Origin of the sequence: Paenibacillus typhae (assembly GCF_900099765.1) — a bacterium.
Taxonomy (GTDB): domain Bacteria; phylum Bacillota; class Bacilli; order Paenibacillales; family Paenibacillaceae; genus Paenibacillus_AQ; species Paenibacillus_AQ typhae.
In genome coordinates this window covers 1-14,905 of sequence record NZ_FNDX01000053.1, presented here as the reverse complement: position 1 = coordinate 14,905, position 14,905 = coordinate 1, and the positions used below count along the sequence as shown (strand labels likewise).

Below are 14,905 nucleotides of genomic sequence, written 5' to 3'. Positions count from 1 at the left end.
CCCGGCTTACCAAGGCAGACGGTCCTCCATGTAGAAGAAACCTCCGGTTGGCCCATCCGCCGGCAGAGTGGCGTAACGGACGGCTGTCTTGGCGCCTTCCTCCGGCGTCAGCTCGGCCTTGTCCCCGCCCATCCGGGTTTTTACCAGTCCGGGATGCACCGTGTTGATTTTCAGCGGGGTATCCTTGTATTTATTGGCCCAGTACACTGTGAGCATGTTGAGCGCAGCTTTGGAGGCAGCGTAAGCAGGCGTAGCGATCCGCTGGGCCAGCTCATTGCTCAGCTGGAACTGGATAGAGCCCAGGGCGCTGCTCTGGTTCACGATTCTGCCTGCTTCACTTTTTAGCAGCAGCGGCAGCAGAGCCTCGGTAATGTGGTACGGTGCAAACGTATTGACCGTAAAGGTGGTCTCAAAGGCATTCTCCGCTCCGGCCGTTTCCGCCCAGATTCCCGCATTGTTCACCAGCACATCCAGCTTGCCGTACTGTTCTCCGATCTGCTTGGCAAGTGCAGCAATATGTGCACTGTCCGTCACTTCCAGCTCTACGCCCACCGCATCAATGCCCTGCTCCCTGAGCTGAGCGGCCGCTTCCTCGGCCGCAGCGCTGGTGCGCGCAGACAGAAGCACCGTTATTCCCTGCTGTCCCAGCTGTCTGGCCACCTCATACCCGATTCCCTTGCTTGCTCCTGTAATCAGTGCGATTGTTTTATTCATTATAATTTCCTCCTTGTTATTGTGTATGAAGCTGATAGCAGCTTGAATTTGGGCGTGAAGAATGAACTTTGGCATTTTAACTTTAACGGGTGAGTAAATCCGGCGTTTTAACGTTGTGGACCGTCTTCAGGTGGTTAAGATAAGCCTCCGAGCTTGCAGCTATTTCTTCATCCGTAACATGATTGGCATTGTGCAGCGAAAACGGCGGAAGATACAGTGCACCTACATAATTGGCCAGCGCCTCGACCGGTTTGGCAATATCCCGTATCGTGAACAGATTATAGCCCCCGGGCTGATATGAAGCCGCAGTACCCACCGTTGATATGGCGATGCCGATTTCCTTGCCCTTCAGATGCTCGCCCCCGGGTCCAAAAGCCCAGCCGTATTCCAGTACTTCATCGAACCATTGCTTCAGGATCGGCGGCGTGCTGTACCAGTACAGCGGATACTGGAAAATAAGCCGGTCATGCCGGTCAAGCAGCGCCTGTTCAGCGGGAATATCGATTGTACGGTCAGGGTAGGCTTCACTGAGCACATGCACTGTAATGTCCATCTGCTGCTTCAGCATTTCGGTCCAGGCTTTGCTGATCCGCGAGCGGTTCAAATCGGGATGTCCTGCAATGATCAATGTCTTCATTAATAACACTCTCCTTGGATATGGGATTCGAATTATGGGAATGATCATTCTAGTATAATTAAAAAAATTTCACCTTACTCTTCCTCCAGTTTCAGAAGCTCTACCGATAACCGCGCAATTTCCTGCAGCTGTTCCTTTGGAACGGAGGTTCTTGCCAGCACACGGAGCCCCACCAGTCCGTTATGCAAATAACGGGCCAGCTCCTCTACACTGAATCGGGTGGTGAACTCCCCTTCAAGCTGTCCCCGTTCTACGATTTCCCGCAGCAGCTGCTCTGTCCTCAGGAACCCCGCCCGGGATTTATCATCCGCTTCAGCATCCCTGACGGCCAGCTCGGTAGCCGCATTGACCAGCATACATCCGGGCGGCATATCCTGCTCTCCGCAGATCATATAACCGAGCACAAAGGCAAGCGCCTCTGCTGCTGTTCCCGCCTGCTGCACCCCGGCAGCCAGACTGCGGTTAACCCTCTCGCCGAAACGGTCAATGCTCCGCAGGAAGAGACTATGTTTATCGGTAAAGGTGTCATACAGGCTTTTGCGGTGAATCCCCATATGCTCGACCAGTTCACTGATGGATGTCTTCTCATACCCCTGCAGCCAGAACAGCTCCATCGCCTTATCCAGAACGGCTTGTTCATCAAACTCCTTATTCCTGGCCATGGTTTGCCCTCCTTACCTGCCCTCCTGTTGATCAGCCGGCCGCCAGCTCCGCTGCAGGCTTCACCTCACTCAGCCATCTGACAGCTTCGTCTAAGCCGCTGAAGCTTCTCTGCTGATAAGGGAGCTGGCCCTGTACGCTTACGGCGCGGTTCACACTTAATTTGGCAACAATGCTGCTGGGCTCGATCATCGCGAGGTATCGCAGGCCGCTTTTATAAACATGCTCTACATAAAAATCCGCCATCCATGCTTTATCCTCTTCCTTAATCACTGAGCCCTGCCGGATATCCATCAGTACCTTGCCGCTCTGCTTCTGTCTGAGCAGCTCCGCACCCTGCATTAATACGGCTTGAAGGCCCTCCCCGTGAGAGAATCCGTTCCATTCAATCCTTACATTCTGCAGTTGCTCATCCCATGCCACCAGACCATTTACCGATTCAAATACCTTCATCTCAGCCACCCCTTCCATTTTTGAGAACGATCATTCTAAAAAAGTGCTATGTATGTCGTGTTCCCTTGCTATGGACCTATCTTAGCATAACGAGAACGAATGGTAAAGAATTATTTTTACTGATCGTTCTCAATATTTAAAAGCACCTCTCAGGTACTTACCTTTATGTCTGCTCCGTTTCTTGAATTTTCTTAAACAAATGGTCATCCGGCTGTTCCTGCCCTTTCGCTGCTGCCGCAGCTTTCACCGGACCTGTTCCGCTCAAATACTTGGCCAGCAGTTCCTCCACCTGTGCCAGTGTCACCGGCTTGGCAGCATCTGAAAGCTCGTAACCGATCATGCCGTTAGGCTCAAAGGTTGCCGTCTTCACATCGCTGATCCTGGAAATACCCTCCTCCCGCAAACTCATCTCCAGCGCCTCAATTGTAAGTCTCAGCCTCTTCAGATTTTGCATCTGCACCCGGCCGTCCTGAATGACAATAACCGCCTGCCCCTTGACCAGCCTCTGAAAAGGACTCCAGCGCAGCTGCAGCCACTCCACCCCGATCAGCATGGCAATAAATACAGCTGCAGCTGTCATCGTAATCAGAATATGATGGTCTGCGATCGGCTCCACAATAATCGTTCCGATGGAAATCATGGCGATCGTCGTCGGAATGGTCATCTGTGAGATGGATTTTCTGCCCGCCAGCCTGAGCAGCAGCATGCCGAAGATAATCAGCACCAGAGCCTTCCAGGCCTCCTTCCAGATTTCATTCATATCCATATCTCCTTTGGCAATACGGGTTACCGCATAGATATGGGTATCTTTTACTCCTCCGGACGCAATTATGCATGGTTGATTACAGCAGATGGAACACTTCTTTTCCCTCCAGAAAATCCTTGCACAACGTTCCGCATACCTTTATCGCGTGCTCCTTAATCCAGCCGTTGCTCCCGGGATCACGTACGAACAGCGCATAGCTGATGAAGATATCCATTAATATGTCTGATGAACTCAATTACCGGCTCCGCAATCGGATAGGAGAGAATTACTGGCTGTGCATGCTTAATCATGACCGCTTCCCCCAGGTTATATAATAAGGTATGATTTTCTCTTCTTTTATTCCATAATAATACATAACAAGGCAGTAAAGTTTGCTATATTCGTAAAATACAACTAGAAGGATGGAGGAATGATCATGGCAGCAGAACGTTTTCAAATCAGGGTATCTGACGAATTACTTGCTGATTTGGAATACAGGCTTAAAGCCGTACGCTGGCCGGTTCCCATTGAGGGCTCAGGCTGGGAAAACGGTACAGATTCCGTTTATCTGCAATCTCTTATAGCGTATTGGCGGGACCATTTCGACTGGCGGGCACAGGAAGCCAAGCTGAACCGCTTCGCACATTACCGCAGTAACATTGACGGAACGAATATCCATTTTATCCACGAGCGCGGTAAAGGGCCCAATCCTCTGCCTATCGTTTTGACGCATGGATGGCCGGACAGCTTTTTCCGCTATCATAAAATTATTCCCATGCTCACCGATCCAGCCAGCTACGGCGGCAATGCTGAGGATTCTTTTGATGTTATTGTGCCTTCACTGCCGGGCTTTGGTTTCTCGGGCTATCCCGAGCGCGCTGGCATCAACAATTCGCACATTGCCGCTCTCTGGGCGAAGCTGATGACAGAAGAGCTGGGCTACGGGGCATTCGCGGCTGCCGGCGGAGATATCGGCTCAGGCGTTACAAGATATCTGGCTGACAGCCGTCCTGAGCTTCTGGTTGGAATCCATCTGACCGATATCGGTATTATCCGCAGCCTGTTGAATCCGGGTGCCGGGACAGAGCTGACTGCCGATGAACGGCAGTATCAGCAGAACGCCCGGGACTGGATTGCCCGTGAGGGAGCGTACATGTCCATTCAGTCCACCAAGCCCCGCACGCTTGCTTACGGACTTTCCGATTCGCCGGCAGGTCTGGCAGGCTGGCTGATCGAGAAATTCCATGCCTGGAGCGACTGCAATGGTGATCTCCGGAAGAGCTTCAGCGAGGATGAGCTGCTCACAAACATCATGATCTATTGGGTGACTAATACGATAGGCTCGGCTACGCAGATCTATCACGAAAACTCCAGCTCTTTACCGCCGCTGGGCCGGATCGAGGTGCCGACTGGATTGGCCCTGTTCCCGGCCGATATTCTGCTCCCGCCCAAGGAATGGGCGCAGCGCAATTTGAACATTACCCGCTGGACTGAGATGCCGCGCGGCGGGCATTTTACTGCTTGGGAGGCACCCGGGCCGCTCGCCGAAGACATCCGCGCCTTTTTCAGCCCGCTAAGGCAGGGTGCGCAGCAATAAATGGAGCGGACTTTTTTTACAGAGAAGCTAGGCAGTTTACCTGCCCGTCCTGAAGATAAGGCTCATTCCTGAATTAGCCTTGACTCTCAAGCCCCTATCAGAGATAATTACAATTTGACCCAAAAAATCAATCTGCCGGCAGAGGCGCATTGAAACAGAGAAGGGGCGATTGTCATCAGCTGGTTAAGTGATCTTTATAAATTACAGAAACGGGAGCAGAAGAAGGACATCGAGCCCGCTCTGGTCAATGCCATTTTCCGGATGTATGACCGGTTTCCGAGGATCGGCCTGAGGGAACGGACCGGGCAGCAGGATATGTCGCTGGATATCGCGGAGGCCTATATGAGCGGACGCAATGCGATGATCGAGGCCGGGGTCGGCATCGGCAAATCTTTTGCCTATCTTATACCCGGTCTGCTGATTAACCATATCTCGCAGCAGCCGGTCATAATCGCCACCTCCTCCATCCAGCTCTCCGAACAGATCCATAAGGATCTGCGGGTGATCGGAAGCCGGCTCGGATTTACCACGGTACGTTCCGTTGTCGGGAAAGGGATGGGGCAATATGCCTGCCGCTACAGGGCCGGGGGTCTGTCCAAACCCGATGATGCGGATTCCCCTCTGCCGAAGCTGGTAGAGCAGATTCTAAACTATGAAATAGATGAGCGGGCGGATATTCAGGGCGGCATCAGCGATGCTGTATGGTCTGAAGTATGCGTGAATGACTGCAAATTTGAACAATGCCGCTACAAAAGCACCTGCACCTTCTATGAGATGAGAGCCAAAATTAACGCCAGAGTCGGCGATATGGACTTCATCATCGTTAACCAGGACCTGCTGATCCGCGATCTGATCAAGAAAAAGGAAGGCACAAAAGGGCTCATCACCGAACGGCCTGCCCTGATCATCATCGACGAGGCGCATAACCTGGAAGCCAAGGTCCGGGATGCAAGGACGCTCGAATTTACCTTCCGGGGAGCCTGCCGTGTGCTGGATGACGCGCTGCAGATTCTTTTTAAGCAATGCGGGGATAAGAGCCTGCTGACGCAAGTAAAATTTATCAAAGGCTGCCTGAGCAGCATTTTCAAACAGGTTGAAACGGATTTGCTGCATACCGCCAAACAGGATACGGACCGGGTAAAAGTATCACAGATCCAGGGGGTTCCGTTTAGCCGGGCAGTGCAGGTGCTGAAGGAATTCAGTCTAAGCCTTTCGGTGTTAACTTCACGGCATGAGCGGGAGATCGATAATGCGTTTGAAGCGGTAAACGGGCTTATTGCTCTTATGAATGTCCTGTCCGGCGCAGAGGATAACTACCTGATCTGGGCCAGCAAAAACAAGCGCGAAGCCACCGTCAGCATCTGCCCCAAAAACATCAGCCAGTTCCTCAAACACACCTTATTTAATGGTAAAACCTCCGTTATATTGACATCAGCAACCATGTGCCAGGGCGGCGATACGCTGGAGGAGCAATACGCTTATCTGACCCAATCCCTTGGCTACCGTGGAGATTATATGGAGCGCCAGCCCTCCCCTTTTGATTACGACAGCCACTCAATGATGTACATTTCGGGCAGTGTTCCTTACTACAACCACGAGAACCGCAAAGAGTATCTTGAAGCCGCGTACAAGGAAATGCTCCGGCTATGCAATGTAACAGAGGGGCGGACACTGGTGCTGTTTTCGGCCAAAGAGGATATGAAGTACGTGCATGAGAAGCTGCGTTCGGAGAAGCTGAACTGGGCGCTGCATATGCAGAAGGAAGGCTCCTCCCAGGATGAGACAATCGCTAACTTCCGGGCCAGCAAAGGCGTGCTGCTCAGCACCGGCGTCTTCTGGGAAGGGATCAATATCGAGGGCTCCGACCTGTCACAGGTGATCGTGTTCCGCCTGCCCTTCCCTGTTCCGGCTGATCCCGTCTACGAATACAAGGCATCCAAGGCCCATAATCCGTTAAAAGAGGTCTTCGTGCCGGACATGCTGCTCCGCCTGAGACAGGGTACGGGACGGCTGATCCGCAGTGAAACCGATCTGGGCGTGCTCAGCATCCTTGACTCCCGCCTGTCCGCTGCCGCGCGGAAGGACTACCGTTCCAAAGTACTTGATGCTTTGCCTTTCAAGACAGTGACCGAGGATTTCCAGGTGCTGGAGCGGTTTGTGAGGGCGAAGGGCATAAAGCGCAGTATGCAAAAGAGGACAAGCCCGGCGGATTAGCGCCGGGCTTGCTGCATTATCCCTTAACCAGCTTCGCACGTACCCGGTTAGAGAAATATTCAATGATAAGAATAAAGACAACCAGTCCGATGAGGATCGAGCCGACCTGATCCCACTTATAGCTGCGCATGGCGAAGATAAGCGGTGCCCCGATGCCTCCGGCGCTGACCATCCCCAGAATCGAAGCCTCACGCATATTCATGTCGAAGCGGTAGATCATCACCGACATGAATACGGACAGGAGCTGCGGGACGATGCCGAAGCGGATTTTCTCAAAGGTAGTACATCCCACAGAGGTCATCGACTCCAGGACACGCGTATCCAGCTCCTCGATTGCATCGACATACAGCTTGGCCAGCATTCCTATGGAGGTTAATCCGACAGTCAGCACCCCGGCGAACGCCCCCGGCCCGGTAACCCGGATGAACATGAGTCCGTACACAAGCGCCGGCACGGTACGGATGACGATCAGCACAAGTCTGGTCACCCAGGATACGGGCTTTGGCACAATGTTGGAGGCTGCGAGAAAGGCCAGCGGTACAGCCAGTACTGCACCCACAATGGTCCCGAGAAAAGCAATGGCCACCGTCTGAAGCAGCAGATACAGCACGCTTTGCTTCGATACGTTGAATAACAGCTCCGTATCCGGGTGAGTAAGCCCGTACACGATATTTTTGGCAATCTTCAGACCGCTTTGTTCGATTTGATTCAAGTTAACCGCCGTCAGGGACCACACGAACAGTACAGCGACGATGGCTGCGATTGTCCACAGATACCGCTGATTGCGGGGAGCAGCTGCCAGCTGCTTCTCAATGGTATTCATTCCTGCAACTCTCCTTAAATTAGCTTCTTACGGAAATGCTCACTAATGCTCTCTATCAGGGTTACCGTTACAATCAGCACCAGAATAATCATTCCGACTGCGGGATAATCGCGCCAGCCGATGCCTTCATTCAGAATCAGCCCAATGCCGCCGGCTCCGACAAAGCCCAGAATGGCCGCATACCGCACATTTCCTTCAAAGCAATACAGGGAGGTGGAGATGTAACCGGGGAGCACCTGCGGCATTACAGCAAACCGGAAGGCCTGCAGCCGGGTCATCCCGAGTGACTCCATCGCCTCAAAAGGTCCCATATCTACATTCTCAATCTGCTCGTACAGCAGCTTGCCGACGTAAGAAATGGTAAACAGCATGATCGCGACCGTTCCCGCCATGGTCCCCAGGCCGAACACAAAGGTAGCGATTAACGCGGATACCAGTGTCGGCAGTGTGCGGAGCAGGCTGAGCACCACCTTGCTGATGAAGGTAATCACCTTCGACTGGATGATATTGGAGGAGGCAGCCACCGCAACGGGCAGCGCAATCCCTGCGCCGATGATGGAGCCGAGGAGCGACATTTTGATGGTGTCCAGCAGCGGCGTCCAGATTTCAGACAGGCTGCTCCAGTCCGGCGGAATCATCGCCAGTACGATCGTAAAGAACTGATGAATCCGCGTAAACAGCAATTTGAAGCTGAAGCCTGTAAAATCTGCAGACAATACCGTACATACAACCAGAATGAGCAATATCAGCGGTGTACGCGACCGTTTCTGCAGTACGGTTGTCCCGGAGGGGAGCACGATTTTCTTCGGGGGAAACAGTTTATCGTACATAGGCCGGCTGCTCCTCTATCGCTGCTTTCTCCGCTTCCCATTTTCCGCCGTAAATATCCTGCAGAATCTCTTGGGTCACCTGTGAGGTTATGCCGTCAAAAACAACCTCACCCTTGCGGATGCCGATGATCCGGTCTGCGTATTCAAGGGCAATCTCCACATGGTGTATATTCATGATCACGGAGATGTTCATCTCCTTATTGATCCTTTTGAAGTCATCCATCACAACACGCGCCGTAACCGGATCAAGCGAGGCAATCGGCTCATCCGCGAGAATAATGTCCGGATTCTGGGCGAGGGTACGCGCCAGGGCAACACGCTGCTGCTGACCGCCGGACAGCTGATCCACCCGGACGAAGGCTTTGTCCAGAATACCGACCTTGTCCAGCGCCTCCAGTGCTTTGATCTTATGCTCCCTCCGGAAAATTCCCGTTACCTTCCGCCAGATTGGAAGCCCGGGAACGAAGGATACCAGGACATTGTTAATTACTGTTGTGCGGGTTACGAGATTAAACGACTGAAAAATCATGCCGATCCGGCGGCGAAATTGACGGATATGCTGTCCTCTGAGACCCGCTACATCCACCTTATCAACGATGATTGTGCCGCTTGTAATGTCATGTATACGATTAATGCAGCGGATTAAAGTCGATTTGCCGGCACCTGACAGGCCGATAACCGCTACAAATTCTCCCTGCTCGAATGTCAGATTAACATGATTAAGGGCTGTAGTGCCGTTCGTATAGGTTTTGGTTACATCGACAAATTGAATCATGGGGCACTCAATCCTTTAATGAATTTTTGGAAAGCAACAAAAATGAGAGCATCATGAAATCATGATGTTCTCATTCAGGTGTTCACGCCTATGGTGAAGCTGTTATTTCATGCTCCGGATCAGTTCCTGGGCCTGACGCTCACCGTCGTAATCAGAAGACTGGGCAGCCTTGTAACCTTCATGAGAGTAGATCGCGATTACTTCCTTACCCTCAGGGGTTTCGGCAATTTCCATGAACGATTCCTCCAGCGCTTTTTTCAGCTCGTCATTCATGATCGGCGAGTTCTTGCTTACGCTGACGGTGTCATTGTAAATCGGCTGCGTTACACCGATCACGTTCGTCTGATCCCAGATCGAACCAGTGCCGCCGTACTCGCTGGTCCACTTTTCTTCGTTGTCACGGCGGGCATCTGCAAATGCGACAACAATATCAGCCTGTCCGGCAGCCAGGCGGGCAAAGGAGCTTCCGTAAGAATCGGACTGTGTTACCTTAGCCAGATCAGTCAGACTCTTGCCGTATTTCTCCTGCAGCCACAGTGTCGGGTAGATGTAGCCTGCGGATGATGAAGTAGACATTACAGCCCAGGTAGCACTGTTCAGGTCTTCCCAGGTCAGTTCTTCACCCTTGTTCACTTTTGCAGCCAGCTCTTGTCCCTTTGCGGAAGGACCTGCGATGAGCAGTGAGCGGTAATAGGATGCCTGCTCCGTATCAAGACCCGTAGTCGGCTTGTTGTCGTTCCAGTCCTTCGGATTGTCGGAATCGTTGGACAGCGCTTTGCGTGTTGCCGTCAGAATCACTTCTGCACCGTCATCGTACAGCGTATATGTACCGCCCGGAATTAATCCGACATCTGTTGTTCCTGCGCTGAGCGCCTCGCCTACCGCTTCGTACGTAGTGCCTACATCAATCTGCACATCGCCCACTGTAAAGCCTTTTGTATCCAGCTGTTTCTTCAGCAGCTCTTTTAGCGGCTCGGTAGCTGTTATAATCTGATCCGGATCTTTGGAAGGGACAAAGCTTACTTTCAAAACATCAATGGCTGTGCCCGCAGCCGGCTGCTCTGTTGCCGCAGCACTATTGGCTGCTGCCGAGTTGTTAACATTTCCGTTATTAGCCGCATTGTTATTTGCGCTGCATCCTGCCAGCAGTCCGATTGCCAGTACCCCTGCAAACAAGTGCTTCATTCTTTTCTTCACTTAGAGAACCTCCGCTTTTTCTCGTCTTGGAATAAGACTGTATTTTTTGAATGCTTAACTACTATATAATTCAATTGTTAAATAGCTGACATAGAAATGTAATCGCCAGGATAAAACTCACAGGGACTAGTAAATCCGTAAAATCATGTGATAGAATAGTCCAATCTTTTGAGAAAAGCGGTAAAGGAGCGTAATGATGTCTTCTGAGCAATGTGAAGTGGTGCTTATGGAAACCAGTGACCTGCACGGATTTATACTGGCAGGCAGCTATGCCACCCGCAGCGGAGTCCCGTACGGGCTGGCACGTACAGCAAGTATCATCAAGGAGATCCGCCGTACATATCCGCATACGCTGCTGATCGATAACGGGGATTGTCTGCAGGGTACTCCTCTAACGTACTACCATGCCAAGGTGAACAGCCTGCTGCCGAATCCGGTGATTGCCTGCCTGAATGAGCTGCGTTATGATGCTGCCGTTCCGGGCAATCACGAGTTTAATTATGGTCTGTCTTATCTGCGGAATGCCGTGGAAGCTTCAGACTTTCCGTGGTTATCGGCCAATATCGTGGACGCAGCCACCGGACAGCCCGCGTTCGGTATGCCTTATCGTATATACGAGATGGAGAATGGTGTGCGGATTGGTGTTCTGGGACTGACCACCTCCTATATCCCGGCCTGGGAGCAGCCGCAGCATATTACTGGTCTGCTGTTCGAAGATCCGGTGAGCACTGCGCAGAAGTGGGTGTCTGTCATGCGAACTGTGGTAAAAGCAGATGTAATCGTGGTGTCTTACCACGGGGGCTTTGAGCGTGATCCCGAAACCGGACTGCCGACTGAGCCGTTAACCGGGGAGAACGTTGGATATGCTCTCTGCGAGCAGGTGGAGGGTATTGACGTATTGCTCACAGGACACCAGCACCGTGCCATAGAGAACTGCAGCATCCACGGTGTCTGTGTGGTTCAGCCCGGAAATGAGGGCAGATATTTAGGCAAAATCACGCTGCTGCTGGAGCGGCATCCGGAGGGCTGGAGTGTGGCCCGCAGCAAGTCCGAGTTAATCTCCGCTGCGGAGTATGAGCCTGATCAGACTATTCAACAGCTTGTGGGCGAAATCGAGGAGCTGACCCAAACCTGGCTTGATCAGCCGTTCGGCTTTGTGGACGGGGATATGACCGTTCGCTCCCACGCCGCTGCCCGGCTGAAAGAGCATCCGCTGATTGAGTTTATTCACCGTGTACAGATGGACAGCTCCGGTGCAGAGCTATCAGCTGCGGCCCTGTTTGATAATGTGTCTCCCGGCTTTGGTGAAGTCATAACGATGCGCGAAATTGTTTCAAACTATATTTATCCCAACACCTTAAAAGTGCTCCGCGTCCCGGTGGCTGATATTAGAGCTGCACTCGAACAATCAGCTGAATATTTCACATTAAACGCAGAGGGCTATATCACCGTAAACCCGGCTTTCCTGTCGCCCAAGCCGCAGCATTTCAACTATGACATGTGGGAAGGGATAGAATATGAGCTCGACATCTCCAAGCCAGCCGGCCAGCGGGTGACGATGCTGCAGCGGAACGGCCAGCCGCTTGATGCAGACAAGGAATATGACGTCGTTATGAACAACTACCGGGCAGCCGGAGGCGGCAATTTTGCGATGTTCCAAGACAAGCCTGTCGTTAAGGACATCCCGACCGATATGGTTGAGCTGATTGCCGATTATATTAGCACACGGGGCCGGATTAGAGCCGGGGTTAATCATAACTGGCGGGTTGTGGGCGGATTAACGGAGTAACTGCAGGAGCAGACGATATTACGATCATAAAAAGCCGTTCCAAACACACATTAAGTGTTTAGAACGGCTCTTTCCTGGACTCTAACCAGATTATTGCTGAATTTAAAGACTTTACCCATGTCAAATCATTATCTCTTAAATAAATTTATATATATTAAATTTACATAACTACAATTCATACAGAAAGGTGTCGATATAGTATACAGACATTTATATTTTGCACAAAGTTGAGGAGTGGGTAAATGAGAGACAGATGGGGAAATGTAAGGGGAAGAATGAAGCTTACCATCCGGATGAAGTTGCTGGCCGGGTTTCTGGTCGTAGGAGCACTGCTTGCCTTCGTAAGCATATTTGCCTTATCCGAGATTCAGGGTATGTCCACAAATGCAGAGGAAATTGACCAAAGACAGATGCCCAGTGTCAGCCTGCTGGGGATGATGAACGGTGATGTCTCGGACATAGAACGCCTGGCTCTTGGCATTATTGTCGAGACAGATGCTAATGAGATTGCAAAAATGAATGAGGCCTTAGAGCAGCTTCAGGTCAAAATTGAAGGGGAACGCAAAGAGCTGATTTCACTTCTTGAGGGCAACACTGAAGCGTTGGCATTATATGATACCTTCAGCAAGAACTATGATGCCTACCTGGCTAAAATGCCTGCGTTTATTGAACGCGGTGTGGCTAACGATTTCGACGGAGCCAGCAAGCTGCATTCGGAGTCATATCCATTATGGTTTACTGCCAACGATACCATCGCCCAGCTGATCACACTAGTCAATGAGTTATCGAAGCAGGCGACTAATGAATCATTGGAATCCGCAGAACAAGCTTTTAATATTATATTGGCAGTAACGGTTATCTCTCTGCTGCTTGCTGTAATTATAGCCTTCTTCATCGCAAGCATCATCTCTAAGCCCATCCAGAGGCTGAATGCATCGGCAATACTGATCGCAAACGGGGATTTGACCGGTGAAACCATTACACTTAAAAATAAGGATGAGCTCGGCACACTCGCAGCCTCCTTCAATACCATGACCGGCAACCTGCGTGCAATGATAGAGTCCGTTTCCACGACTTCCGAACAGGTAGCCGCTTCCTCGGAAGAGCTGCTGGCGAGTGCAGAGCAGAATACCAAAGCATCCGAGCAAATCTCTGAAACCGTCGAGCTGCTGGCGGCCGGTACAACGGAGCAGGTGAACATAGTGAAACGCTCCTCCCAGGCGATGAACGAGATGTCTCTTGGTTCTGAACAAATTGCCCAGCTGGCCCAAAGCGTATCTGTCTCTGCTGTAGATGCAGCTAACCAATCGGCGGAGGGCAACCGGATTGTCCGTCAGGCTGTAGAACAAATGGGATCTATCCGTACATCCATAGCATCACTGACAGAGCTGGTAACCGGGCTGGGAGAACGGTCCGCAGAGATTGGCAGTATCACCGGAGTAATTAATAATATTGCCCGTCAGACCAATCTGCTTGCCTTGAATGCGGCCATCGAAGCTGCACGTGCGGGTGAGCATGGCCGGGGATTCGCTGTTGTGGCCGGAGAAGTACGTAAGCTGGCTGAAGAATCCTCATTGTCTGCACAGAAAATTACCGATCTCGTGCAACTCATTCAAAGTGACACGGACCAGGCTGTAGAGGCCGTAAAAGTGAACAGCAGTGAAACAGAAGCAGGAATCGAGATGGTAACTGCAGCGGGTCAGGCCTTCGAGCAGATCTCAGAAGTAGTAAATAAAGTCGCTGGTGAAATTCAAGAAGTATCCGCCGGCTCGGAAGAAATGTCAGCTTCTACGGATGAATCGGTCCGGTATATGAGTGAGATTTCCATGATTGCTGAGGAATCATCAAGCGGAGTACACAATGTATCTGCTGCAGCAGAAGAACAGCTGGCCTCCATGGAAGAGATTGCCGCATCAGCAGGCGCATTGTCCAAGATGGCAGAAGAGCTGCAGGAGCAGATCAATAAATTCAAAGTGTAGCTAGAATTATAGATGGACTGTTTAATTAAGCCGGGGATCTCTCCCCGGCTTTTGTTATGCCTGATGCAGTAAGATTCAGTCATGAACCGCCGAGATCCCGGCAGGTAAGTAGTAAGTGAATAAGAGTTATGCTATTGTAAACATCTCCAGGAAAAACAAAAAGCATCCCTTTAAGGGATGCTTTATTGGTGCTTGGCGGCGTCCTACTCTCCCGGGACCCTTCGGTCCAAGTACCATCGGCGCTGGAAGGCTTAACGGTCGTGTTCGGGATGGGTACGCGTGGAACCCTTCCGCTATCGCCACCAAACGGGTTTTTTCCAGTCGCATCACTCCCTGAAATCCTTCAGGAAAATAACCAACCTTCAAAAACATTCGCTGCTACAAAAGATCATTCCTCAGAAAGGACATGCAGCTTAAGGTTTTTCAGGAACTTGATTCCTGAAAACTGAATCCGAAACGAATCTGCGATTTACTATTGGATAAGCCCTCGAC

At 51.4% G+C, this 14,905-nt stretch carries 14 protein-coding genes and 1 rRNA gene; 4 read left to right on the top strand and 11 right to left on the bottom strand.

From position 1 onward, the window contains the following. Nucleotides 1-6: 6 nt before the first annotated feature. The 6 genes from BLR64_RS26515 to BLR64_RS30455 form a co-directional block, all read right to left on the bottom strand. Nucleotides 7-714, bottom strand: a complete 708-nt coding sequence (locus tag BLR64_RS26515) for an SDR family oxidoreductase (RefSeq protein ID WP_090719281.1) — start codon at nt 712-714, stop codon at nt 7-9. Between the two features lie 82 nt (nt 715-796). Then, on the bottom strand, nt 797-1,351 hold the full coding sequence (locus BLR64_RS26510) for an NAD(P)H-dependent oxidoreductase (RefSeq protein ID WP_090719279.1): 555 nt from the start codon (nt 1,349-1,351) through the stop codon (nt 797-799). A gap of 74 nt (nt 1,352-1,425) precedes the next feature. After that, nucleotides 1,426-2,013, bottom strand: coding sequence for a TetR/AcrR family transcriptional regulator (locus BLR64_RS26505; RefSeq protein ID WP_090719276.1), 588 nt, complete (start codon nt 2,011-2,013; stop codon nt 1,426-1,428). Between the two features lie 31 nt (nt 2,014-2,044). Then, the gene (locus BLR64_RS26500; RefSeq protein WP_090719274.1) at nt 2,045-2,464 is read right to left on the bottom strand and encodes a hypothetical protein; all 420 of its coding nucleotides are present in this window, start codon (nt 2,462-2,464) and stop codon (nt 2,045-2,047) included. A gap of 163 nt (nt 2,465-2,627) precedes the next feature. After that, complete coding sequence (locus BLR64_RS26495; RefSeq protein WP_090719272.1) at nt 2,628-3,224, bottom strand: DUF421 domain-containing protein; 597 nt, start codon at nt 3,222-3,224, stop codon at nt 2,628-2,630. Nucleotides 3,225-3,306: 82 nt separating this feature from the next. Beyond that, nucleotides 3,307-3,465, bottom strand: coding sequence for a hypothetical protein (locus BLR64_RS30455; RefSeq protein WP_167360793.1), 159 nt, complete (start codon nt 3,463-3,465; stop codon nt 3,307-3,309). 180 nt (nt 3,466-3,645) lie between these two features. Here BLR64_RS30455 and BLR64_RS26490 point away from each other — a divergent pair, with 180 nt between their 5' ends. Together BLR64_RS26490 and BLR64_RS26485 are read left to right on the top strand one after the other, a co-directional pair. Next, nucleotides 3,646-4,806 carry an epoxide hydrolase family protein gene (locus BLR64_RS26490; RefSeq protein WP_090719270.1) on the top strand — a complete coding sequence of 387 codons (1,161 nt, stop codon included), beginning with the start codon at nt 3,646-3,648 and terminating at the stop codon, nt 4,804-4,806. Between the two features lie 342 nt (nt 4,807-5,148). Then, complete coding sequence (locus tag BLR64_RS26485) at nt 5,149-7,020, top strand: ATP-dependent DNA helicase (RefSeq protein WP_244157858.1); 1,872 nt, start codon at nt 5,149-5,151, stop codon at nt 7,018-7,020. Nucleotides 7,021-7,036: 16 nt separating this feature from the next. Here the strand turns inward: BLR64_RS26485 and phnE (BLR64_RS26480) are convergent, their stop codons facing one another. The 4 genes from phnE (BLR64_RS26480) to BLR64_RS26465 form a co-directional block, all read right to left on the bottom strand. Further along, nucleotides 7,037-7,843 carry a phosphonate ABC transporter, permease protein PhnE gene (gene phnE / locus BLR64_RS26480; RefSeq protein ID WP_090719266.1) on the bottom strand — a complete coding sequence of 269 codons (807 nt, stop codon included), beginning with the start codon at nt 7,841-7,843 and terminating at the stop codon, nt 7,037-7,039. Between the two features lie 14 nt (nt 7,844-7,857). Further along, the gene (gene phnE / locus BLR64_RS26475; RefSeq protein ID WP_090719264.1) at nt 7,858-8,673 is read right to left on the bottom strand and encodes a phosphonate ABC transporter, permease protein PhnE; all 816 of its coding nucleotides are present in this window, start codon (nt 8,671-8,673) and stop codon (nt 7,858-7,860) included. Then, complete coding sequence (phnC, locus tag BLR64_RS26470) at nt 8,663-9,448, bottom strand: phosphonate ABC transporter ATP-binding protein (protein WP_090719261.1); 786 nt, start codon at nt 9,446-9,448, stop codon at nt 8,663-8,665. The genes phnE (BLR64_RS26475) and phnC overlap by 11 nt, the downstream gene beginning before the upstream one ends. Nucleotides 9,449-9,550: 102 nt before the next feature. Then, nucleotides 9,551-10,645, bottom strand: a complete 1,095-nt coding sequence (locus BLR64_RS26465; RefSeq protein WP_415841204.1) for a phosphate/phosphite/phosphonate ABC transporter substrate-binding protein — start codon at nt 10,643-10,645, stop codon at nt 9,551-9,553. A gap of 193 nt (nt 10,646-10,838) precedes the next feature. On the opposite strand from BLR64_RS26465, the gene BLR64_RS26460 reads away from it, so the two are divergent. Then, a complete protein-coding gene (locus tag BLR64_RS26460) occupies nt 10,839-12,434 on the top strand; it encodes a bifunctional metallophosphatase/5'-nucleotidase (protein ID WP_208607240.1) in 1,596 nt (531 codons plus the stop codon). 242 nt (nt 12,435-12,676) lie between these two features. Continuing rightward, nucleotides 12,677-14,413: a methyl-accepting chemotaxis protein gene (locus tag BLR64_RS26455; protein WP_244157857.1), complete on the top strand. Its 1,737-nt coding sequence runs from the start codon at nt 12,677-12,679 to the stop codon at nt 14,411-14,413. Nucleotides 14,414-14,603: 190 nt separating this feature from the next. Here the strand turns inward: BLR64_RS26455 and rrf are convergent. Continuing rightward, nucleotides 14,604-14,720: ribosomal RNA gene (gene rrf / locus BLR64_RS26450) — 5S ribosomal RNA — on the bottom strand. Nucleotides 14,721-14,905 lie beyond the last annotated feature (185 nt).